Origin of the sequence: Bradyrhizobium sp. SEMIA (assembly GCF_014844175.1) — a bacterium.
Taxonomy (GTDB): Bacteria; Pseudomonadota; Alphaproteobacteria; order Rhizobiales; family Xanthobacteraceae; genus Bradyrhizobium; species Bradyrhizobium arachidis.
In genome coordinates this window covers 905327-927515 of sequence record NZ_CP046601.1, presented here as the reverse complement: position 1 = coordinate 927515, position 22189 = coordinate 905327, and the positions used below count along the sequence as shown (strand labels likewise).

Here is a 22189-nt window from a genome sequence, read left to right as displayed (position 1 = left end):
TTTGGGCCCGTGTTACGCGAAGGGCGGGGGCCATCGCTCCTTCGCTTCTTGTCGGCACATGCCCGCGATCTCAAGGCGCGGAACAGATGTCTCAGGCGACCGCGCGCTCGCGATACATCGCGTCGATCTCGGCGGCATAGCGCTTGTTCACGAAGCCGCGCTTCAGCTTCATGGTCGGCGTCAGCTCCTCGTCCTCCGGGGTGAGCTGGCGCTCGATCAAATAGAACCGCTTGATGGTCTCGACGCGGGCGAAGTTGGCATTGACCCGTTCGATCTCGCGCCAGATCAGGTCCTGGATCTCCATCGCCCGGCACAGGCTGGCATAATTGGTGAAGGGGATGTCGTGGTCCTGGGCGAATTTCTCGACATTCTCCTGGTCGATCATCACGAGGCAGGTCAGATACGGCCGCTTGTCGCCGATCACCACGGCGTCCGAGATGTAGGGCGAGAATTTGAGCTGGTTCTCGATCTCGGACGGGGTGATGTTCTTGCCGCCGGACGTGATGATGATGTCCTTCATCCGGTCGGTGATGCGGACGAAGCCTTCGTTGTCGATGGTGCCGACGTCGCCGGTGTGCAGCCAGCCGCGCGCATCGATGGTTTCCGCGGTCTTCTCCGGCTGGTTCAGATAGCCCATGAACAGGAAGTCGCCCTTGATCAGTATCTCGCCGTCAGGAGACAGCGCGACCTCGCCCCAGGACACCGCCTTGCCGACCGAGCCAAGCTTGATGCGCTTCGCCGGCATCATGGTGGCAACCCCGCAATTCTCGGTCTGGCCATAGACCTCGTGCATGTCGATGCCGAGCGCGAGATACCAGCGGATCAATTCCGGCGCGATCGGCGCTGCGCCGGTGAAAGCGATGCGGCAGCGGTCGAGCCCGATCATGCGGCGGATGTTGCGGAACGCGACCTGGTAGGCGAGGCGGTTGGCGATGCGCAGCGACAGCGGCAGCGCCCTGCCCTCGAGCCGGCAATCGACCATGCGGTAGCCGACGTCGATCGCGCGGCGATAGACCCATTGCTGCAACGGCGTCGCATCCTTCAGCGCGATGGTGATGGCCGAGTAGAATTTCTCCCAGATGCGCGGCACGGCAAGGAAGACGGTCGGCTGCACCTCGCGCAGATTGTCCGGCACGGTCTCCGGGCTCTCGGCAAAATTCATCACCGAGCCGAGCGCGACCGAGATGTAATAGCCGCCGATGCGCTCGGCGACATGGCAGAGCGGCAGGAAGATCAGCCGGTCCTCGTCCTCCCGCGCCGGGATGAAATCGTTGGCGTGCCGCATCTGATGCGTGACGCTGCGGTTGGCGTGCATCGCGCCCTTGGGCGGACCCGTGGTGCCGGAGGTGTAGACGAGCACGGCGAGATCGCCGGCGCTGCGGCTGTCGATCATCTCCTGCCACAGCGCCTCGCGGCCGGCCATGTGGTTACGCCCGAGCGCGCGAAACTCGTCGAGCGACATCACCATGTCGTCGGAGAAGCCGCTGAGGCCCTCCATGTCGAACACAATGATCTTCTGCAAGGACAGACAGCGCGCGCGGCAGGCGAGGATCTTGTCGAGCTGCTCCTCGTCCTCGGCGAAGATCACCTTGGTGCCGGAATCGTTGACGAGATATTCGACCTGCGCGGATGAATCGGTGGGATAGATTCCGGAGGACACGCCGCCGGCGCACAAGATGCCCATGTCGGCATGGACCCATTCCGGCACGGCGTTGGCGATGATGGAGGCGACATCGCCGGGCATGAAGCCGGTGGCGCGGAGCGCGTAGGCGATCTCCTTGGAGATCGCGAGCCATTCGCGCCAGCTCGTCGGCTGCCAGATGCCGAACTTCTTCTCGCGGATCGCCGGCCGCTCGCCGCGCGTCTCGGCGGCGAGCAAGAAGCTCTTCGCGATCGTATCAGCGACCGTCAGCACCGCCGGTCGGGCCATGCGCGTCTCCTCCTTGTCGCCTTGCCCTCCGCAGCCTGCCTTGCCGGCGGTCTATGTTGGCGGATGGGCCATTCCATTTAACGCCAAATCTTGCTCTAGCGCCAAGTTTTCTTCTTTTTCCAGCGCCGCTCGCCTCGCGCGCCCTGTTCCTTGGCGCCGAGGTAAAATTCCTGGATGTCCTGTGAATGCATCAAGCGGTCGCATGTGTCGTTCATGACGATGCGGCCGATCTCGAGCACATAGCCGTAATGCGCGGTCTCCAACGCCACCTTGGCATTCTGCTCGACCAGCAGGATCGACATGCCCTGCTCCTCGTTGACGCGGCGGATGATCGTGAAGATCTCCCTCACCAGCAGCGGCGACAGGCCGAGCGATGGCTCGTCGAGCAGCAGCAGCGTTGGCCGGTTCATCAGCGCGCGCCCGATCGCGAGCATCTGCTGCTCGCCGCCGGAAAGCTGGCCGGCCGGCTGGCTGATGCGCTCCTTCAGACGCGGGAAGTAGCCGTAGACCCGCTCCAGATCCTCCGCGACGCCGTCGCGGTCGCGGCGTGGATAAGCGCCCATCATCAGGTTCTCGCGCACCGACAGGAACGGAAACACCTCGCGCCCCTCCGGCACATGGCTCAGACCCAGCCGCACGATGCGGTCGGCCTCCATGCGCTGGATCGGCTTGCCCATGAACTCGATCGCGCCCTTCTGCGGATCGAGAATGCCGGAGATGGTCTTCAGCACCGTGGTCTTGCCGGCGCCGTTGGCGCCGAGCAGCGTGACGATGCGGCCGCGCGGCACCTCCAGCGAGATGCCGCGGATCGCCATGATCGGCCCGTAATAGCTCTCGATGTTGGAGAGTTTTAAGATGATATCGGGTGTCGCGGCGGTATCCATGCGTCAGGCTCCGAGATACGCGGCGACGACATCGGGATGCTGCTGCACCTCGGCCGGCGAGCCCATCGCGAGCACGCGGCCGTAGTTCAGCGCGATGACGCGGTCGGAGACGCGGTTGACCAGCGACATGTCGTGCTCGACCATCAGCACGGTGATGCCGAGCTCGCTCTTCATGTCGCGGATCCAGAATGACATGTCGTCGGTCTCCTCGACATTGAGGCCGGAGGACGGCTCGTCGAGCAGGATCAGCTTTGGCTCCGAGCACAGCGCGCGGGCGAGCTCGATCACCTTGCGCACGCCATAAGGCAGGCCGGAGATCAGCTTGTCGCGGTACGGCTCGAGATCGAGGAACTCGATCACCTGCTCGACCCGGCGGCGGTGCACCTTCTCGTTGGCGCGCACGCTCGGCAGGAACAGCAGCTCCTGCCAGAGCTGCGTGGTCGAATGGCGGTGACGGCCGACCAGCAGATTCGACAGCACGGTGGCGTTCTCGAACAGCTCGATATTCTGGAAAGTGCGGGCGATGCCGAGCCTTGCGATGTCGTAGGGCGGCTGCTCGGTGATGTCCTGGTCCTCGAAGAAGATGCGGCCCGAGGTCGGCCGGTAGATCCGCGAGATCAGGTTGAAGATCGAGCTCTTGCCGGCGCCGTTTGGACCGATGATCGAGAGGATCTCGCCCTTCTCCACTGCGAACGACACCGCATCGACCGCCTTGAGGCCTCCGAAATGCAGCGACAGGTTCTCGGCGCGGAAATAGCTCATCGGTTCCGCTCCGACTTCACATAGATCTTCTGCCGCTTGAAGGTCGCGCGCTTGTAGAGCGGGAAGAGCTGGAAGAAGAGCTTGATCTTCAGCCAGCGGCCGTAGAGCCCGAGCGGCTCGAACAGCACGAACAGCACGATGATGATGCCGTAGATCGCACCCTTGAGACCGTTGAGCGATGCGAAGGCCGCGATCTTCGACTGGATATTGCCCGCCGTCGCCGGACCCGCGCCGAACGTTGCGGCGATGCCGGCGATGATGCCGGGCATGTCATCCTTGAGGTATGTCAGGAACGGATCGATCATCACGATGAAGATCGCGCCCAGCACCGCGCCGTGCAGGCTGAAGCTGCCGCCGATCAGGATCACGATGATGAACTCGATCGAGAGCTGCAGCGTGAACATTTCCGGCGAGATGAAGGAGAGCTTGTGCGCGAACAGCACGCCGGCAAGGCCGGTGATCGCCGCCGAGATCGCAAAGGACTTGACCTTGTAGAGCGCGACATTGATGCCCATGCTGCGCGCGGCCGTCTCGGAGTCCCGGATGGCGACGAAGGCGCGGCCCGTCGGCGAGCGCAACAGATTGAGCGTGCCGACGATGGTCAGCACCAGCACGGCAAGGCAGAGGAAATAGAAGGTCGGGCTGTCGCGCGGCACGGTGACGCCGAGCAGCGACAGCGTCTTGACCCGCATGCCCTCGTTGCCGTTGGTGACGCTCTCCCAGCGCGCCAGGATCTCCTCGACGATGAAGGCGAAGGAGATGGTGGCGATGACGAGATAGATGCCCTGGAGTCGCAGCGCGGGAAAGCCGACCAGCGCGCCAATGCAGCCGGTGAGCACGCCTGCGGCGAGGAAATAGACCGGGAACGGCACATTGTATTTCTGCAAATAGGCCGCCGTGTAGGCGCCGATCGCGAGGAACGCTGCGTGCCCGAGCGAGGCTTGACCGGTGAAGCCAGTCAAAATCATCAGCGCCACGCCGACGGTCGCATAGATGCAGACGAAGACGAGCTGGCTCATCAAATAGCTGGAGAGCACATAGGGCGCGATCAGCAGCAGCGCGAGCAGGATACCGTAGGAGACGACATAGCCCGAATGCGGAAACAGCCTGATGTCGTCCTCGTAGTCGGTCTTGAACAGGAAGCGCATGGCGTTCAGACCTTCTTGCGGACGTGAAGGCCGAACAGGCCTTCGGGCTTGAGCAAGAGCACCGCGAGCAGCACGATGTAAGGCGCGACGTCCTTCCAGCCCTCGGCCAGATAGAACCCGGCCATGCTCTCGATCACGCCGATCAGGACGCCGCCGACGACCGCGCCGGGAATCGAGCCGAAGCCGCCGAGCACGGCGGCCGGAAACGCCTTGAGGCCGAGCACGAGGCCGACATTGGAGTGGATGAAGGTGATCGGCGCCAGCAGCACGCCGGCGCAGGTCGCGACCGCCGCGCTGATCGCCCAGACCACCGACACCACCCGCTTGACCGGAATGCCCATGTAGTAGGCCGCCAGCATGTTCTCGGAGCTGGCGCGCATCGCGGTGCCGAGCGTGGTCTTGTTGAAGAACAAATAGAGCAGCGTGCAGAGGATGATCGTCGCCGCGATCACCGACAGCTTGTCATAGGCGAGCACCAGCGAGCCGATGCGCAGGACGCCCTGGCTGAACGGCGTGTCGATCTTGAAATCGTCGGTGCCCCAGACCATGCCGGCGACCGAGCGCAGGAAATAGCCGAGGCCGATCGTGGCCATGATGATGGAGAATTGCGGATAGCCGAGGATCGGCCGCACCACCACGCGCTCGGCCAGCATGCCGAACAGCGCCATGGCGGCGACCGCACCGGCAAAGCCGATCCAGTAGTTCAGGCCCATCATGCCGATGAAGGTGAAGGCGAAGAAGCCGCCCAGCATCATCAGATCGCCCTGGGCGAAATTGACGACCTCGGTGGCCTTGTAGACGAGCACGAAGCCGAGCGCGATCAGGCCGTAGACGCAGCCGAGCGCAACACCGCTGACCAGCTGCTGAACGAAATCCAGCATCGCCGCGCTTCCTCCCGATGCAACCGGCGGTTCTTTGGCCGCCTCGCCGCATCTTGTGTCCAGTCGCTACGCAGTCGTTTCGCCGCGTTCGCGCATTCGTCCCGGCGCCAATTCAGCCCGAACCGCCAAGCGCTGTCAACAAACGGTGACTTGCCTTTGGTCGAAACCGGATGGTGGAATTTGTGGGCCGTAGATTCACGGTGCCGAAACATCTTCGGGTCATGGTCGCGGGCGATGCAAAACCGGATAATGTGGCCGTCATGAAGCCGGACAAGTCGGCGCTCGAAGTCCGAGGGTTAACGAAGCGTTTTGACCGTTTGGCGGTCGACAGCCTCGATCTCACCATCCATGCCGGCGAATTCTACGCGCTGGTCGGCCCCAACGGCGCCGGCAAGACCACCACTTTGCGCATGGTTGCGGGCCTGCTGCGGCCCGATGCCGGCGCGGTCTCGATCTTCGGCATCGATGCGCTCCAGAACCCCGTCGCCGCCAAGCAGGTGATGGCCTGGGTGTCCGACGAACCCATGATTTATGACAAGCTGACGCCGCTCGAATATCTCGAATTCGTCGCCGGCCTCTGGGGCATCGCGCCGTCCGTCTCCGAACCGGTCGCGCAGGAGCTTCTGAGTTCGCTCGGTCTTGAGCCACACCGGCACGAACGCTGCGAGGGCTTTTCCAAGGGCATGCGCCAGAAGGTGGCGCTGGCCGGCGCGCTGGTGCACGATCCCCGCCTCATCATCCTCGACGAGCCGCTGACCGGGCTCGACGCCGTCTCAGCCCGTCACGTCAAGGGATTGCTGGGCGAGCGCGTCCGTGCCGGCTGCACCGTCATCATGACGACACACATTCTCGAAGTCGCCGAGCGCATGGCCGACCGCATCGGCGTGATCGCCTCGGGCCGCCTCGTCGCCGAAGGCACGCTGACCGAGCTGCGCCAGCAGAACGGCCATGCCGACACCAGCCTGGAAGATCTCTTCATCGCGCTGGTGACGCTCCAGGAAGCCGCATGAGCTCGGCGACCGCGCTGTCCTGGTTTGCGCGCCACGAGCTCCGCCTCGCCTGGCGCGAATGGTTCGCCATGATGACCGGCGGCCGGCGCAAGCGGGCGCGCGCGGCAATGATCGGCCTTCTCTTCTTCGCAGCGCTCCTGCACGTGCCGGCCTGGGCAGTGATCGGCCGCTTCGCCGATCTGCAATTGCCGCTCGACAAATCCTCCCTGATCGTGATCACGGCGACGATGTTTCTCGCCTGGACCTTGATGCTGTCGCAGGCGATCGAATCGGTGACGCGGGTGTTTTACGCCCGCGCCGATCTCGACCTGATCATGTCCTCGCCAGCGACGCTCGCCAATCTGTTCTCGGTACGTATCGCTGCCATCGCGCTCACCGTCACGGTGATGGCGCTGCTGTTCTCGACGCCGTTCATCGACGTGTTGGTGATCGGCGGGGGTGCGCGCTGGCTCGCAGCATTCGGCGTCGTCATCGCCATGGGCCTGTCGGCCGCGGCGATCGCGATCGCCGTCACCATCCTCTTGTTCCGCCTGATCGGTCCGGCGCGGACGCGCTTCGCCGCCCAGATCCTGGCCGCGATCATCGGCGCCGGCTTCGTGATCGCGCTCCAGGTCGCCGCGATCATGTCCTACGGCACGCTGTCGCGCTTCACCATCCTGACCTCGGGGAGCCTTGCCGCCTATGCCCCCGACGTCGACAGCATCTGGTGGTGGCCGGCGCGGGCGACGATGGGCGACAGCGAGGCGCTGCTGCTGCTTCTGGCGCTCGGGCTCGTGCTGCTCGGCGGCGTGATGGCGATGTTCTCTGGCCGCTTCGCCGACACCGCGATCGATGCCGCGGCTTACGGCAGCTCCGGCCGCAAGCGCGCGAAGGAGCGCCCGTTCCGCGGCGGATCGCGGCAGCAGGCGCTGCGGCGCAAGGAATTCAAGTTGCTCTGGCGCGATCCCTGGCTGATCTCGCAGACCCTGATGCAGCTGCTCTATCTGGTGCCGCCGGCGCTCTTGCTCTGGCGCAGCTTTGCCGACAGCTCCGCGGCGGTGACGCTGATCACGCCCGTCATCGTCATGGCGGCCGGTCAGCTCGCGGGCGGGCTTGCCTGGCTGACGATCTCGGGCGAGGACGCGCCTGATCTCGTTGCGACCGCGCCGCTGACGCCGTCCAGCGTCATCCGCGCCAAGATCGAGGTTGTGCTGATCGCGATCGCCGCCATCTTCGGTCCGCTGGTCGCCGCGCTCGCCCTTGCCTCGCCATACCAGGCCGCGGTCAGCGCCGGCGCCATCATCATCAGCGCGGCCTCCGCGACCGCAATCCAGCTCTGGTTCCGGGTGCAGGCAAGGCGCAGCCAATTCCGCCGCCGCCAGACGTCGTCTCGGCTTGCGACCTTCGCCGAAGCCTTCTCCTCGATCGGCTGGGCCGCCAGCGCCGCGCTGCTGCTTGCCTTGCCGATCGCCGGGCTGATCAGCGGATTGATCACAGCCGGCCTCGTCGCCATCACCTGGAAGTTCAGCCCGCGGCGGGAATAGACCGCGCGAATAAAGCCGGGACTGAAGGTGCGACACTGACGCGCTGTTGATCGCCAGCTGTTGGCCGCAGGCCGCATTGCACGCTAGACTTTCCCCTGAAGTCATCGGGGACGGATTCATGTGGCGACTTGTTTCGGCGGCTCTGGCGCTGTTCGGCGCAGCCCTCTCGCCTGCCCTCGCCCAGCAATCGCCACAGCGCAGCGAGTGCCTGGCGATGGCCAATGCCGCGCCGCGGGTCATGTCGGTCGCCTTCAGGCAGGCGGCGGCCGCCGCGGAGGTCGAGATCACCTATGCCGGCCACTCGACCTATTTCATCGACACGCCGGGCGGCTTGCGCATCGCGACCGACTATAGCGGCGCCTATCAGGTGGGACGGCTGCCCGACGTCGTCACCATGAACCGGGCCCACAGCACCCACTACAGTCTCTTTCCCGACAAGCGCATTCCCCATGTGCTGCATGGCTGGGGCGACGACGGCAAGCCGGCCATCATCGCGGAACGCATCGGCGACACCTTCATCCGCAACGTCACCACGGACATCCGCCGCTATTTCGGCGACGACGCCGGCGTCGACATGATCCGCGACGGCAATTCGATCTTCATCTTCGAGGTCGCGGGCCTCTGCATCGGTCATCTCGGCCATCTCCACCACAAGCTCGATGACAGCCACTTTGCCCAGATCGGACGGCTGGACATCGTGATGGTGCCGATCGACGGCACCTACACCATGTCGCTGGGCGGCATCTCCGACATCACCAAACGCCTGCGCGCGTCCGTGGTGCTGCCGATGCATCGCTTCGCCACCCCGCTCGACGAGTTCATGGACCGCATCGGCCAGCAGTTCGAGATCGACCGGCGCAACGCGCGCTCGTTCCGGATGTCGCGCGACGCGCTGCCGTCGAAGCCGACGGTGATCATCCTCGACGGAGTCTGACCCGCGAAGGCGGGAACGCATGAACCGCCTCCGACTTGGTTGCTTCGAGATCGTCTTCGATCGGAGCAATCATGAGCAGACGGTTCCTCGTCATCGGCGCCTTCGCCGCCATCTATTTGCTATGGGGTTCCACCTATTTCGCCATCACGTTGGGCCTGAAGTCGATCCCGCCATTTCTGCTGATGGCGCTTCGCTCGTTGTGCGGCGGCATTGTGCTGCTCGCGATGAGCGGCGGACAGGTCGCAGGCGTATCGTGGCAGGCCTGGGCCATGGCGAGCCTGTGCGGGCTGCTGTTCTTCGTCGGCTGCCACGGCGTGCTCGCCTTCGCACAGCAATCGGTTCCTTCGGGCGTGGCAGCGATCGTGCTCGCCACGATCCCGTTCTGGATCCTGCTGATCGATCTCGTGTTCCCTGGCGATCAGCGACCGAGGCCCGTTGCCCTGCTGGCACTCGTGCCCGGCTTCCTCGGCGTCGGACTCGTGGCATGGCAGAACGTCAAGCAGGCCGGCATCAGCATTCTTCCCGTCGTTCTCCTGCTGGCTGCGGCCTTGTCGTGGTCCGCCGGGACCGTGCTGTCCCGGCGCATGTCGAACCAGACATCCGCCATCCTGCTGTCAAGCATGCAGCTGTCGATCGGCGGCACCGTGCTGTTCGCGATCAGCTGGCTGACGGGCGAGATCGAAAGCTTCAGGCCGGGCAACGTCTTGCCGATGTCGCTTGCAGCGGCGCTATGGCTGATCATCGCGGGCAGCGTGATCGGATTCGTCGCCTACAACTGGCTGCTTGAGAACGTCTCGACCTCGCTGGTGTCGACCTACACTTTCGTCAACCCGGTGATCGCGGTGCTGCTCGGCACCGTCGTGCTGGGCGAGCCGTTCTCGCCCATGATGCTGCTCGGCGCGGGCCTCGTCATCGTCTCTGTCATCGTGATTTGGCGCGCTGAAAGCTCAGGGAGTTCGCGGACCAACGACGAGACCGTTCGGAGCACCAAGAATCTCGTCCTGCGCAAGACCTGACGGCCGCGGACGGCAATTTTCTCCAAGTCATCTGCAATCCGGTCGTGCTGATCTCCCGACGATAGGAGATCGACATGACCGACTTTGTGAGATTGTTGCACGCGGAAGGGCCAAATCCGGAGCACGCCGCAGCGCTCCAGCTCTATGGCCGCTTCGTCGGCGACTGGCGTGCCGAAGTCACCGCCCATGGCGCCGATGGAACGAAACACATCGCGCCCGGCGAGATCCATTTCGGCTGGGTGCTGGAGGGGCGCGCCGTGCAGGACGTCTGGATCATCCCGCGGCCCGCGGGCAGCCCGGCGTTTCCGGTCGCGGGCAATTGGTACGGCACGACGCTGCGGGTCTACGATCCCTCCATTTCCGCGTGGCGGATTTCCTGGTTCGATCCCGGCCGCTGCGTCTTCCGCCAGCAGATCGGCCGCGCGCGCGGCGCCGATATCGTACAGGAAGGCACGACCGAAACGGGCGAGCTGACACGCTGGAGCTTTACCGAGATCAGCGGGGATTCCTTTCAATGGCTCGGCGAGGTCAAGCCCACCACGGCAGCCGCGTGGCGGCTGGTGGTCGATGTGAAGGCGACACGGCGCAAGGGCTGAGCGCTGTGCTCGCGATGACGGGCGCGGTTGCGCAGCGCGCGCTGCTGCGTGAGGCGATGAGGTGCTAAGCTCCTCCCACAAAGAATATAAAGGGAGCGAATGCCGATGGCCGCAACTGGCTTGCCCGCCAACACGAGCGGGCTGTTCGTCGAGCCGCGCGAGGACTGGCTCGCGCAACATCAGGAGGAGATCATCGACCCCTTGCGGCCGATCGTCGATCCCCATCACCATCTCTGGAATCGCGGACATCGTTATCTGATCGAGGAGATGGCTGACGACATCGCCTCCGGGCACAACATCATCGCCACCGTCTATGTCGATTGCCGCTCGATGTATCGCGCGCATGGGCCCGAGGCATTCCGGCCCGTCGGCGAGGTCGAGTTCGCCAACGGCGTCGCCGCCATGAGCGCGAGCGGCGGCTACGGCAAGGCCGCGATCTGCGCCGGCATCGTCAGTCATGCCAATCTACTGCTGGGCGATGCCGCAAAGCCGGTGCTGGAAGCGGAGAACGCGGCGGGCAATGGCCGCTTCCGCGGTATCCGGCATTCCTCGGCCTGGGACGAAGATCCCGCCGTCGCCGGCATGTATGCGAACCGGCCGAAGGAGTTGTTGCGGGACCCGGCCTTCCGCAAGGGCTTTGCCTGCCTCGCGCCACTGGGCCTCAGCTTCGATGCCTGGCTGTTCCATCCGCAGATCGGCGAACTGACCGAGCTCGCGCGCGCCTTCCCCGACACCAAAATCGTGCTCGACCATTGCGGCGGCCCGGCCGGAATCGGCCGTTTTGCCGGGCGGCGCGAAGAAGTGTTTCCGCAGTGGCGCGCCTCGATCCAGGAGATCGCCAAATGCGAGAACGTGGTGGTGAAGCTCGGCGGGCTCGCGATGTGCCTGCTCGGCTATGACTTCCATCTGCGCGAGAAGCCGCCGTCATCCGAGGAGCTTGCCGCGGCCTGGCGGCCCTATGTCGAAACCTGCATCGAGGCGTTCGGCGTGAGGCGCGCGATGTTCGAGAGCAACTTTCCGCCGGACAAGGGCCAGTGCAGCTACCAGGTGATCTTCAACGCTTTCAAGCGTATCGCCGCGCCCTTGAGCGAGGCCGAGAAGACGGCGCTGTTCTCGCAGACCGCGACGGATTTCTACCGGCTCGATCTGCCGTCATGACGAGAAGAGGGGCCGGGATGTGATCCCGACCCCTCTTCGTCGTGGCCGCTGGGAAGCGTCCTTGAAACGATATTGTCTGCTCTAGCCGGCGCCCACCAGCGAGGCCGGGCGGCGCTCGCCCGTGGAGACGAACATCTTCTTGAGCTTGTTGACGACGCGGATCAGGAACCCGATCATCACCGGATTGGTCTTGCGGCAGAACGCGATCTTCTTGACGTAGCCCTCGACGTGCCATTTGGCATGGGCGCCGTCGCGGAAGAAGATGACGTCGCCGGGGCCGTAGCGCTTCGGCGGCATGCCGTCGCTTTCGAGCACGATCGATCCTTCCATGATCATGATCGTCTCGTCGATGTCGTAGTACCAGTTGAAGCGGCCTTCGGTGCAGTGCCAGATGATGGTCGAGGCGGTGCCGTCGGCGCTGGTGGACAGGATATGCGAGCGCGACACCGGGTTGCCCTCGATGATCCAGGACGGCTCGATCGGCCGCAGCTCGAGGTCCACATTGCAACTACCAACTTCAATCAATGCGCGCGACATCTGCTTCCCCAGGGAATATAATATGGGTGACCGGGCTCTCGGCCCGGACTGTTTCCAAAGATGTTGGAACGCTAGTAGCCGGTTTTTAATTCTTTCTTACGCAGGCCCCGCAAATCAGCCGCAAGTTGCATGTGCGAAGCAGCAAACGCGCCGATTTCCCTGCAAATCCGCGCACATGAACCCATCTTTTCCAGGGTGCGACAAAATGCGCGAAGCAGCCAAAGGAGCCCATGCCGATGCCCCTGACGCCCGAGGTCCTCACAGCCAACGACGAGGTCGTCGCCTGGCTCGGCAGCCTCGATGTCTCCTTCGCGCCGGACGACGAGACCTGGTTCACCATCGACGGCATCGAGAGCCCCCGGCAGATCGGCAGTGACGGCGCCGGCGGCGCCTTTGTCCTGCTACCGTCGCAGAATGTGCTCTACGTCTCATCGGAAGGCCGCGCCGGGATCATCGCGGAGAATTTCGAGGCGTTCGTCCAGCTCGCGATCGCCCGCCCCTACTGGCTCGACATCCTGAAATTTTCCGCCGGCGGCGACCTCGCCGAGATGCGGCGCGCAGCCGATGCGCTCGAGGCGACACTCGACGACGAGGACGACGTCAACGAGGCGCGCGAGGAAATCCGCGCTGCGCTTGACCTGCCGGACGCGAATGATCCGGTCAGCGCGCTTTACGACGCGGTGGCTGCTTCCGACGTCATCGTGCGGGCCACCGACGGCAGCCCGTTCACCACGCTGTTCAACCGCTTCAGCATCGACAGCAACCCGATGCTGCGCGACGCGGCGGCGTGAAGGGCGCTCCGACGCTAGTAGATAAACATCAGGTGTTCACGACCGTCATGGCCGGGCATAGCCGTCCGAAGGACGGCGTCGCTTCCGCTCGCCACGTCCCGGCCATCCACGCCTTGCGGCACACAGAACGTGGATGCCCGGGACAAGCCCGGGCATGACGAGCAGCGGCGTTACTTCGCCCACTCGCCCTTGCGGAACACCGGCACTTTGCTGCCGTCAGCAAGAATGCCGTCGATGTCGGTTTCGGCGGAGCCGATCATCCAGTCGATATGGATCAGGCTCTGGTTGCCGCCTTGCGCGGCAATCTGCTGCGGCGTCAGCTGCGCACCGTTGACGAAGCACTTCGAGTAGCACTGGCCGAGCGCGATGTGCGAGGCCGCGTTCTCGTCGAACAGCGTGTTGTAGAACAACAGCCCGCTCTGCGAGATCGGCGAGGAATGCGGCACGAGTGCCACCTCGCCAAGACGCCGCGCGCCCTCGTCGGTGTCGAGCACCTTGTTCAGCACCTCCGCGCCGCGCGAGGCTTTTGCGTCGACGATCTTGCCGTCCTCGAAGCGCACCGCGATGTTGTCGATCAGCGTGCCCTGATAGGACAGCGGCTTCGAGCTCACGACATGGCCGTAGACCCGCCGACAGTGCGGCGTGGTGAAAACCTCTTCGGTCGGGATGTTGGCGTTGCAGCTGATGCCGTTCTTGGAGAGCGATGCGCCGCCTTCCCATTCATGACCGTCGGCCAGCCCGATCGTGAGATCGGTGCCCGGTCCCGAATATTGCAACGCGCGGAAACGCTGGCCGTTGAGCCAGTTGGTGCGCTCGCGCAGCACCGCATTGTGGCTCGCCCAGTTGCCCATCGCGTCCTCGCGGTCGACGCGCGACGCCGCGAAGATCGCATCCGCAAGCTTGCCGATCGCAACGTCTTCCGGATCGTTCGGAAACACCTGCTTGGCCCAGGACGGGCTCGGATAGGCGATGATGTTCCAGTTGGTGTCGAAATTGACGATCTTCTCCAGCGCCGGCTGATAGGCCATCGAATTCGCCTTGCTGGCGCGCGCGACCTTGGACGGATCCTCGCCCGACAGCAGCATCGGATTGTCGCCGACGATGGCGAGCCGCGCGGTGTTGTCGGAGAATGCCTTGGCCATGCCCTCGTAGAGCCAGCCGGCGGCGCGATCGAAACTGTCGTCGTGACCGTGGCGGTAGCGCGCCAGCGTCATCTCCTCGTCCGACAGGATCGGCGTCACGATGCCGGCGCCGGCCTTGTAGGCGTGCACGGCGATCCGCCGCACCAGCGGCAGCGCGATCGCGGGCGCCGTCAAGAGCAGATCCTGTCCCGGCCGCAAGCCCAGGCCCACCTTCACCGCCACCTCGGCCAGCCGGTCGAGTTTCGCGGGATCGATGGGAGCGGCGGAATTGCGGTGATCGGTCATGCGGGGTCCTCTGCCGAAAGTCTGTTGTTCAATCTAAGCCTAGCATCGCGAGACACAAGTGCGCGAGCACCTTGCGGCACATGAAAGATACGCAATTTCACCCATCTTGGTTTTCAACGCGTTGCGGATTTCAGCACCCGATCGACCATGGCGGGCGCAAGACCGAGGTAATTTTTCGGTGAGGTGAGCGCCTCGATCGTGGCGCGGTCGATGCGGCTTGCGACGCGGGAATCGGACGAGAGCGCGTCCGCCAGGCTCACACCCTTCTCGTTGGCGAGCCGGCAGGCATCGTAGACAACGTCATGCGCCTCCTGCCGGCCGATCTGCGGCGCGAGCCCCATCATGACGGCTTCGGCCACGATCAGGCCGCGGCTGATGGCGAGATTGTCGTTCATCTTCGCTTCGTCCACGATCAGGCCGGTGAGCGCGAATTTTGCCTGGTGCAGCGCGCCCGCGGTGAGCACGAAGCTTTCGGGGATCGCCATCCACTCGGCGTGCCAGGGACCGGTGGCGCGTTCGAAATCCTGCACCATGGCGTCCAGCATCAGGCCGGCATGCTGGCGCACCGCCTTGCTTGCCGCGAGCATCAGCTCCGAGGAGATCGGGTTGCGCTTCTGCGGCATGGTCGAGGAGGCGCCGCGGCCCTTGACGAACGGCTCATAGAGCTCGGCGAACTCGGTCGAGGCCATGATCATGATGTCGAGCGCGATCTTGCCGAGCGAGCCGGTGACGAGCGCGAGGAAATTCACGCCTTCCGCAAAGCCGTCGCGCGCGACATGCCAGGTCGAGGCGGGAACGCCGAGCTTCAGCTCGGCGCAGAGCGCCTCCTGCACCTCAAAACCCTTGTCGCCGAGCGAAGCGAGCGTGCCGGCGGCGCCGGCGAACTGGCCGACCAGGACGCGCGGCTTCAATTGGTTGAGACGCTCGGCGTGGCGGTCGAACATCGCGAGCCAGATCGCGGTCTTGTAGCCGAACGTCACCGGCAACGCCTGCTGGAGATGGGTGCGGCCCGCCATCGGCGTGTCGCGATAGCGCTTCGAGAGGTCCGCAAGGATCTTGCGCAGCGCGGCGATGTCGCGCTCGACAATCTCAAGGCCGGCGCGCAGTTGCAGCACCACGGCGGTGTCCATGATGTCCTGTGTGGTCGCACCCCAATGCACGTAGCGGCCGGCATCGCCGCACTGCTTCACCATCTGATGCACCAAAGGGAGGATCGGATAGCCGACGATGTCGGTCTCCCGCCGCAGCAGATCGAAATCGAACGCGGTGACGTCGGTCCGCGCCGCGATCTGGTCGGCGCCTCCTGCGGGATCACGCCGCATCGCGCCTCCGCTTTCGCCAGCGCCACCTCGACCTCGGCATAGCGACCGACCAACGCGACGTCGGAAAACACCTCGCGCATCTCAGGCGTGCCGAAGGCATCGCGGAACAACATGGAGTCGAGCACGGTGGTGGAGGCGGAAAAAGCGGGCATGGGCGTTTCTTTATGGTTGGTGTTGTGCGGAGGGCAGCTTACGCGGGGCACGCGGTTCGGCAATGACATTCACGGTTCGGTGCACATGCCGTGATTGCGAGGAGCTCTTGCGACGAAGCAATCCACCCTCCGCGGAAAGACTCTGGATTGCTTCGCAGAGCCTGTCATCGGGCCGCGCTTCGCGCGGACCCATTGGCTCGCAATGACGAAGGAGAGGACGGAGGCCGCATGAGCGCAGCGATATCCGGAAAATGGTCACAATTCTAATTCCGGTTGTATTCCCCCTTGGAATCCGCATGGCAGCCATCACACAATCGTGCTGAACCCTGTCGACCCTTCGGCGGACTCACAGACTTCAAGTCGAAATCCATTTTGATTTTATCAATGCCGATGTTGCCGTGAGGATTGAGTTTTCGACGTGCAGTTTCTATTCCGGGACCACCTTCTCGACACCGACCGGCGCGAGCTGAGCCGCGAGCAGGTTCCCGTGGCCGTGGAGCCGCAGGTTTTCGATCTCGTCGTCCACCTCATGGAAAATCGCGATCGCGTCGTCAGCAAGGACGAGCTGATCGACAAGATATGGCACGGGCGCAGCGTCTCCGAATCCACCTTGACCAGCCGGATCAACGCGGCGCGGAAGGCGATCGGCGACAGCGGCGCGAACCAGGCGCTGATCCGCACCATCGCGCGCAAAGGCTTCCGCTTCGTCGGCGACGTCCAGACCCAGTTCGGTGCGGCCGAGCCCGGCCGTGTCGCCGCAGTGCCGCAAATCATGCTCGCGCTGCCCGACCGGCCCGCAATCGCGGTGCTGCCCTTCACCAACATGAGCGGCGATCGCGAGCAGGATTATTTCTCGGACGGCATCAGCGAGGACATCATCACCGCGCTGTCGAAGCTGCGCTGCTTCTTCGTGGTCGCGCGCAACTCCTCCTTCGTCTACAAGGGCCGTGCCGTGCACATCCACGAGGTCGCGCGCGAGCTCGGCGTACGCTACGTGCTTGAAGGCAGCGTGCGGCGGAGCGGCGAGCGCCTGCGCATCTCGGCGCAGCTCAACGACGTCTCGACCGGAAGCCATCTCTGGGCCGAGCGCTACGACCGCGAGCTCGCCGACATTTTCGCCGTGCAGGACGAGATCACCGAGGCGATCGTCGCCGCGATCGAGCCGCAGCTCTATGCCGCCGAGAGCTTTCGCGCCCAGCAGAAGCCGCCGGGCAGTCTCGATGCCTGGGACCTCGTGATGCGCGCCCTGTCGCATTACTGGCGGATCACGCGCGAGGACAATGCCGTCGCGCAAGGCCTGCTGGAAAAGGCTGTTGCGATCGATCCCGCCTATGGCAAGGCGCTCGGCCTGTTCGCAACCAGCCACATCTTCGGCGCGCATATGGGCTGGGCCGACATGGCCATGACCGTGCCGGTCGCCGAGCGCGCCGCGGTCGCGGCGGTGGCGGCCGATCGCGAGGACGCCTGGGCCCATCATGGCCTCGCTTACACCTATTTATTCCGCCGCCGCTTCGACGATGCGCTGGCGGCGTTCGAGATGGCCTTGCGGCTCAATCCGAATTTCGCGATGGCGCACGCCTTCCACGGCGTGACGCTGTGCTACGCGGGACGATGGCAGGACGGCGATGCCGCCGCGCGCCGCGCGCTGCGGCTCAGTCCGCGCGATCCGCTGGCGGCGATCTATTGCGGCGTTGTCGCCTATGCCCAATTCATCGGCCGCAACTATGAGGCAGCCATGCAGATGGCGCGGGAATCGATGCGGCAGCGCGCCGATTTCGTCGGCGCCCATCGCGTGCTGACGGCGGCGGCCGGCATGTCGGGCGATCCCGAGCTCGCGGCCTCCGCGCTGCAAGGCCTGAACCGCGCCCAACCCGGCATCTCGCTCGCCTGGATCACGCGCGAGCTGCCGATGCTGCGGGCCGAGGATCGCGAGCATTATCTGGAAGGCTTGCGGCGGGCGGGAATGCGGTAGGCGCTACACTGACGGTGCACCCTCTCCCCTTGTAGGAGAGGGTGGATTCGATGCGACGCATCGAAGCCGGGTGAGGGGTTTCTATCCTCGCGAGCGGTCTTGCATGTGGAGAGAGACCCCTCATCCGGCGCTTCGCGCCACCTTCTCCCACAAGGGGAAAAGGAAGGACGGAGCCCCTACTCCTGCATCATCTCGCCGCTGCCACCGAACTCGGCGGGAAAGTCCTTCAGCTTGGGCAGCCCGTCGCGCATCGGCAGCACCGTCTCGGCATAGTTGACGTGGACGCCGGGCGTGAACGCCAGCGTCGGGATGGTCGCAGTGAAGACGTCGATCAGGTCGAGCGGCGGATGGTTGGTCATGAGATGGCCGCCGCACTTCCTGCAATATTTGCGCTGGCTGAGCGGCGTCTTCACAAAAGTCTCGACGTGCTGGGCGCCTTCGGTGATGCGCACCGCTTCGGGCTTCCACAGGCTGAACGCGTTCACCGGTCCACCCGACCACGAGCGGCAGGAGCGGCAATGGCAATAGCCCATCGCCGCCGGCTCCCCCGTGACCTCGATCGTGACCGCGCCACAGAAGCAGTTTCCGACATGTTTCATTGGGTCGTCTCCATTGAGAATGAGATTTTGTGAGGCGAGCAGGCGGCCTGTTGCCACTCTCCTCGTTCGTTGAAGAAGGGGCGAAGAGAAGCCGCCGCGCATCCTCCTTTCGGAGGACGCGCGCGGATGGACGCGAAGCCTATACTGACCGGCGCCAGGGAATAAGCATCGACACCCGTTGTTTGTACTGCCGGTATTCGTCGCCGAAGAGGCCGATGAGATCGTGCTCCTCCAGCGCGATGCCGACGAAGATGTAGATCGTGGTCACGGCCGCGAACAGCAGGTGGCCGACGGTCATGACCGGCGCCGCCCAGAACGCGATGATGAAGCCGAGATAGATCGGATGACGGACGAACTTGTAGAGCATCGGCGTCTTGAAGCGCATTGGTGCCTCCTCCGTGCCGACGAGATGGTTGGTCACCTGGCGGAGGCCGAACAATTCGAAATGATTGATCATGCAGGTGCTCATGAACACCAGCACCCAGCCGGCAAACGACAGCGTGACCAGCGTCACGGCAAGGTCCGGATTGTCGACATCCCATACGACCGTCGGGAGCGGACGCCACTGCCAGAACAGGAGCAGCAATGACAGGCTCGCGAACAGGACGTAGGTCGAGCGCTCGACCGGCTTGGGGACGAATTGCGTCCACCATGCCTTGAAGCGCTGGCGCGCCATCACGCTGTGCTGAACGGCAAACAGGGACATCAGCAGCAGGTTGATGATGACGGCCTCGGCCGTCGGCGTGTCGGTTCCGGTGTCGATCGTCTTCGGCACCACCAGCCCCATCACGAAGCCGATAGCGTAGAGAATGGTGACGAAAAACACGAGATATGCCGCAATTCCGTACAGAAAGGCGATGAACTTGAAAATGCGTGAGCCCGCAATGTCCGGGCCGATCGAATGAACCTGGTGATCAATTTGGGTCATAGAACGCTCCGTTGTGCCGAGGAATCGGCACTATTTGGTCTTCGCACCATGCCGGATCGGCCCGCCAGAGACTTTCGCGGAGGGTTGATTTTCGCCTGAGACGACTTTGATTTTTGCTTGAGACGACAGAAACGTGCGATTCCTCTTTGAAAACAACGTGCTCGACGGCGACCTGCGGGAACTGACCTGTGACGGCGCAGCCGTGCCGCTGCAGCCGCAGGTGTTCGATCTGCTGCTTTATCTGGTCGCGCAGCGCGCCCGCGTCGTCACCAAGGATGACCTGATCAGCGCGATCTGGAGCGACCGAATCGTCTCGGATTCCGCACTGAACAGCCGGATCAACGCCGCGCGCAAGGCGATTGGCGACGACGGTGCGGCGCAGCGGCTGATCAAGACCATCCCGCGCAAGGGCTTCCGTTTCGTCGGCGAGGTCCGGGAGGAATCGGCGGCGCCATCGGCGCCGGCCGAGCCCGCCCCCGCCCGGCCGCGCACTGCTGCGGACCGGCCGGCGATCGCGGTGCTGGCCTTCGAGAACATGAGCGGCGATCCCGCGCAGGACTATTTCGGCGACGGCATCAGCGAGGACATCCTCACCGCGCTGTCGAAACAGCGCTGGTTCATGGTGATCGCCCGCAACTCGTCCTTCACCTACAAGGGACGCGCGGTCCATATCAGGCAGATTGCCGAGGAACTCGGCGTCCGCTACGTCGTCGAAGGCAGCGTGCGCAAGGCCGACACTCGCGTGCGCATCACCGCGCAGCTCAACGATGCCGCGTCGGGCAGCCATCTCTGGGCCGAGCGCTACGATCGCGAGCTGGTCGACGTCTTCGCCGTGCAGGACGAGATCACCAACGCGATCGCCGCGGCGATCGAGCCGCAGATCCACGCGGCCGAGAATTTCCGCAACCGGCGCAAGCCGCCCGCGAGCCTGGACGCCTGGGACCTCCTGATGCGGGCGCTGTCGCATTACTGGCGGGTGACGCGGCAGGATCACGAGGCCGCGCAGGCGCTGCTCGAGCGCGCGGTCGGGATCGATCCGAACTACGGCCAGGCATTGTCGGTGCTGGCGGCCAACCACATGTTCGGCGTGCATCTCGGCTGGGCCGAACTTGCCAGTGTGGCGCCGGCCGCGGAGGCCGCCGCGCTCAGTGCGGTGCGCTGCGACCACGAGGATGCCTGGGCGCATGCCGCGCTCGGCAGCGTGTTCTTCTCGACCCGCAGGCTTTCGAACGCGCTGTCCGAGTTCGAGCAGGCGCTCGCGCTCAATCCGAACTTCTCGCTGGCGCAGGGCTATTACGCGCTGGCGCTGTCCTATGCCGGACGCTCACGGGACTCGTTCGACGCGGCGCAGCGGGCGATCCGGCTTTCGCCGCGCGATCCATCGCTGGCGATCTATCACGGCATCGCCGGCTATGCCCGCTTCACCGAGCGGCACTATGACGAGGCCATCGCGCTCGCGCGCGAGGCGATCCGCTACCGCGGCGACCTCACCGGCGCCTACCGCGTGCTCGCGGTATCCGCCGGCATGATCGGCGACAGCGCGCTGGCGGAGAGCGCGTTGGGCGAGCTGCGCCGCACCCAGCCGGGCATCTCGCTGCACTGGATCGCGACGCAGCTGCCCTGGGCCACCGAGGCCGACCGCGAGCATTATCTGGAAGGGTTCCGGCGAGCGGGGTTGCGGTGAGGCACCCTCCCTTACCCTCCTCCTCCGGGGGAGGGTAAGGTCGCACTCACACCTCCGACGCAAACGCGTCGAGCAGCGCGTTGAAGGCGTCGGCCTTCTCCCATTGGGTGGAATGGCCGGCGCCGGCGACGATCTGGACTGCGCTGCGCCACAGCGTCGGCGCGGTCAGGCGCTGGAGATAGCCGAGACCGACGATCTGCTCCTCGCTGCCCTGCACGATCGCCAGCGGAACCTTCAGGTTGCGGACAATCTCGATCTCGTCGGCGAGGCCGCCTCCTTGTGCGACGGCGCCAAGGCAGGCGCGGGCATTGCCGTCGGTCCTGCGAAAATCCTCAACAACGAAATCGGGCACCGGCGCATAGCCGGGCGCAAAGGCCGTATGCACCCATTCCGCGATCTGGGCCTCGGTCGGCGCAGCCGTGAAGGCGGTGGGCGAGAGGTTCTTAAATCCGGCAAAACCCTGCGGTCCGCTGCCGACCGGCGGCGTGCCGAAGATCATCAGGCCCGCGGCCATGGGCAGCAAGGCTGCCGCGTTGAGCACGGCGTGACCACCAAGGCTCCAGCCGACGACCACCGCATTCCTGAGATTGAGCTCGTGCGCCACGGCCGCGATCGCCGTAGCATAGCCACGGCCGGAATAATCGTTCGCGGGGTTTGGCGGCGGCGAGGACTGACCATGTCCGGGCAGATCGATCGCGATGATGCGGTACTTGGTCCCGAGCGGGCCCTGCAACTGCTTCTGCCAGATGTGCGACGAGGAGGAATTGCCGTGGATGAGGAGGATCGGACGCCCCTCACCTGCGCTTTCAAAACCCGCGATGGTCTGCGCGCCGATCTTCAAGTGCAAGGGGCGCAATTCTGGGTTCGGAAACGGCTGGTCGCTCATATTGCCCCCCGGCATGGTTCTCGATGTTGATTGCGAACCAATCTGGCAT

General features: G+C 64.6%; 19 protein-coding genes and 1 pseudogene. 9 read left to right on the top strand and 11 right to left on the bottom strand.

From position 1 onward, the window contains the following. Window positions 1–91: 91 nt before the first annotated feature. From FOM02_RS04420 to FOM02_RS04400, 5 genes are all read right to left on the bottom strand, one after another. The gene (locus tag FOM02_RS04420; RefSeq protein WP_027562022.1) at window positions 92–1930 is read right to left on the bottom strand and encodes an AMP-dependent synthetase/ligase; all 1839 of its coding nucleotides are present in this window, start codon (window positions 1928–1930) and stop codon (window positions 92–94) included. A 95-nt stretch (window positions 1931–2025) separates the two neighbouring features. Then, window positions 2026–2814, bottom strand: coding sequence for an ABC transporter ATP-binding protein (locus FOM02_RS04415; protein ID WP_027562021.1), 789 nt, complete (start codon window positions 2812–2814; stop codon window positions 2026–2028). A gap of 3 nt (window positions 2815–2817) precedes the next feature. Then, window positions 2818–3576, bottom strand: a complete 759-nt coding sequence (locus tag FOM02_RS04410) for an ABC transporter ATP-binding protein (protein WP_027562020.1) — start codon at window positions 3574–3576, stop codon at window positions 2818–2820. Beyond that, a complete protein-coding gene (locus FOM02_RS04405) occupies window positions 3573–4724 on the bottom strand; it encodes a branched-chain amino acid ABC transporter permease (RefSeq protein WP_027562019.1) in 1152 nt (383 codons plus the stop codon). The genes FOM02_RS04410 and FOM02_RS04405 overlap by 4 nt, the downstream gene beginning before the upstream one ends. Before the next feature lie 5 nt (window positions 4725–4729). After that, window positions 4730–5605 carry a branched-chain amino acid ABC transporter permease gene (locus tag FOM02_RS04400; RefSeq protein ID WP_027562018.1) on the bottom strand — a complete coding sequence of 292 codons (876 nt, stop codon included), beginning with the start codon at window positions 5603–5605 and terminating at the stop codon, window positions 4730–4732. Window positions 5606–5865: 260 nt separating this feature from the next. Here FOM02_RS04400 and FOM02_RS04395 point away from each other — a divergent pair, with 260 nt between their 5' ends. The 6 genes from FOM02_RS04395 (at window position 5866) to FOM02_RS04370 (ending at window position 11842) form a co-directional block, all read left to right on the top strand. Then, a complete protein-coding gene (locus tag FOM02_RS04395; RefSeq protein WP_027562017.1) occupies window positions 5866–6615 on the top strand; it encodes an ABC transporter ATP-binding protein in 750 nt (249 codons plus the stop codon). Continuing rightward, window positions 6612–8138: a hypothetical protein gene (locus tag FOM02_RS04390; RefSeq protein ID WP_027562016.1), complete on the top strand. Its 1527-nt coding sequence runs from the start codon at window positions 6612–6614 to the stop codon at window positions 8136–8138. The genes FOM02_RS04395 and FOM02_RS04390 overlap by 4 nt, the downstream gene beginning before the upstream one ends. A 118-nt stretch (window positions 8139–8256) precedes the next feature. After that, window positions 8257–9072 (top strand): MBL fold metallo-hydrolase, encoded by an 816-nt coding sequence (locus FOM02_RS04385; protein ID WP_027562015.1) that lies wholly within the window; start codon window positions 8257–8259, stop codon window positions 9070–9072. Window positions 9073–9143: 71 nt separating this feature from the next. Then, entirely contained in the window at window positions 9144–10088 is a 945-nt protein-coding gene (locus FOM02_RS04380; protein WP_027562014.1) for an EamA family transporter, read from the top strand. A 74-nt stretch (window positions 10089–10162) separates the two neighbouring features. Then, window positions 10163–10684, top strand: coding sequence for a hypothetical protein (locus FOM02_RS04375; protein WP_027562013.1), 522 nt, complete (start codon window positions 10163–10165; stop codon window positions 10682–10684). Window positions 10685–10789: 105 nt separating this feature from the next. Further along, on the top strand, window positions 10790–11842 hold the full coding sequence (locus FOM02_RS04370) for an amidohydrolase family protein (RefSeq protein ID WP_027562012.1): 1053 nt from the start codon (window positions 10790–10792) through the stop codon (window positions 11840–11842). An 81-nt stretch (window positions 11843–11923) separates the two neighbouring features. Here FOM02_RS04370 and FOM02_RS04365 read toward each other — a convergent pair whose 3' ends face one another. Further along, window positions 11924–12379, bottom strand: coding sequence for a cupin domain-containing protein (locus FOM02_RS04365; RefSeq protein ID WP_027562011.1), 456 nt, complete (start codon window positions 12377–12379; stop codon window positions 11924–11926). 236 nt (window positions 12380–12615) lie between these two features. Between FOM02_RS04365 and FOM02_RS04360 the strand changes: the two genes are divergently transcribed. Further along, window positions 12616–13170, top strand: coding sequence for a hypothetical protein (locus FOM02_RS04360; protein WP_027562010.1), 555 nt, complete (start codon window positions 12616–12618; stop codon window positions 13168–13170). Between the two features lie 170 nt (window positions 13171–13340). Here the strand turns inward: FOM02_RS04360 and FOM02_RS04355 are convergent, their stop codons facing one another. Beyond that, window positions 13341–14597 (bottom strand): aminopeptidase, encoded by a 1257-nt coding sequence (locus tag FOM02_RS04355; RefSeq protein ID WP_027562009.1) that lies wholly within the window; start codon window positions 14595–14597, stop codon window positions 13341–13343. Window positions 14598–14710: 113 nt separating this feature from the next. Next, window positions 14711–16071, bottom strand: a pseudogene (locus FOM02_RS04350) (adenylosuccinate lyase family protein). A gap of 418 nt (window positions 16072–16489) precedes the next feature. Here FOM02_RS04350 and FOM02_RS04345 point away from each other — a divergent pair. After that, window positions 16490–18043, top strand: a complete 1554-nt coding sequence (locus FOM02_RS04345; RefSeq protein WP_027562007.1) for a winged helix-turn-helix domain-containing protein — start codon at window positions 16490–16492, stop codon at window positions 18041–18043. A gap of 176 nt (window positions 18044–18219) precedes the next feature. On the opposite strand, the gene FOM02_RS04340 is transcribed toward FOM02_RS04345, so the two are convergent. Together FOM02_RS04340 and mddA are read right to left on the bottom strand one after the other, a co-directional pair. Continuing rightward, a complete protein-coding gene (locus FOM02_RS04340; RefSeq protein WP_027562006.1) occupies window positions 18220–18642 on the bottom strand; it encodes a GFA family protein in 423 nt (140 codons plus the stop codon). Between the two features lie 139 nt (window positions 18643–18781). Further along, window positions 18782–19570, bottom strand: a complete 789-nt coding sequence (gene mddA, locus FOM02_RS04335) for a methanethiol S-methyltransferase (RefSeq protein WP_027562005.1) — start codon at window positions 19568–19570, stop codon at window positions 18782–18784. A gap of 133 nt (window positions 19571–19703) precedes the next feature. On the opposite strand from mddA, the gene FOM02_RS04330 reads away from it, so the two are divergent. Further along, window positions 19704–21254, top strand: coding sequence for a winged helix-turn-helix domain-containing protein (locus tag FOM02_RS04330; protein ID WP_027562004.1), 1551 nt, complete (start codon window positions 19704–19706; stop codon window positions 21252–21254). A gap of 46 nt (window positions 21255–21300) precedes the next feature. Here the strand turns inward: FOM02_RS04330 and FOM02_RS04325 are convergent, their stop codons facing one another. Beyond that, window positions 21301–22140 (bottom strand): alpha/beta fold hydrolase, encoded by an 840-nt coding sequence (locus FOM02_RS04325; RefSeq protein WP_159073947.1) that lies wholly within the window; start codon window positions 22138–22140, stop codon window positions 21301–21303. Window positions 22141–22189: the final 49 nt, after the last annotated feature.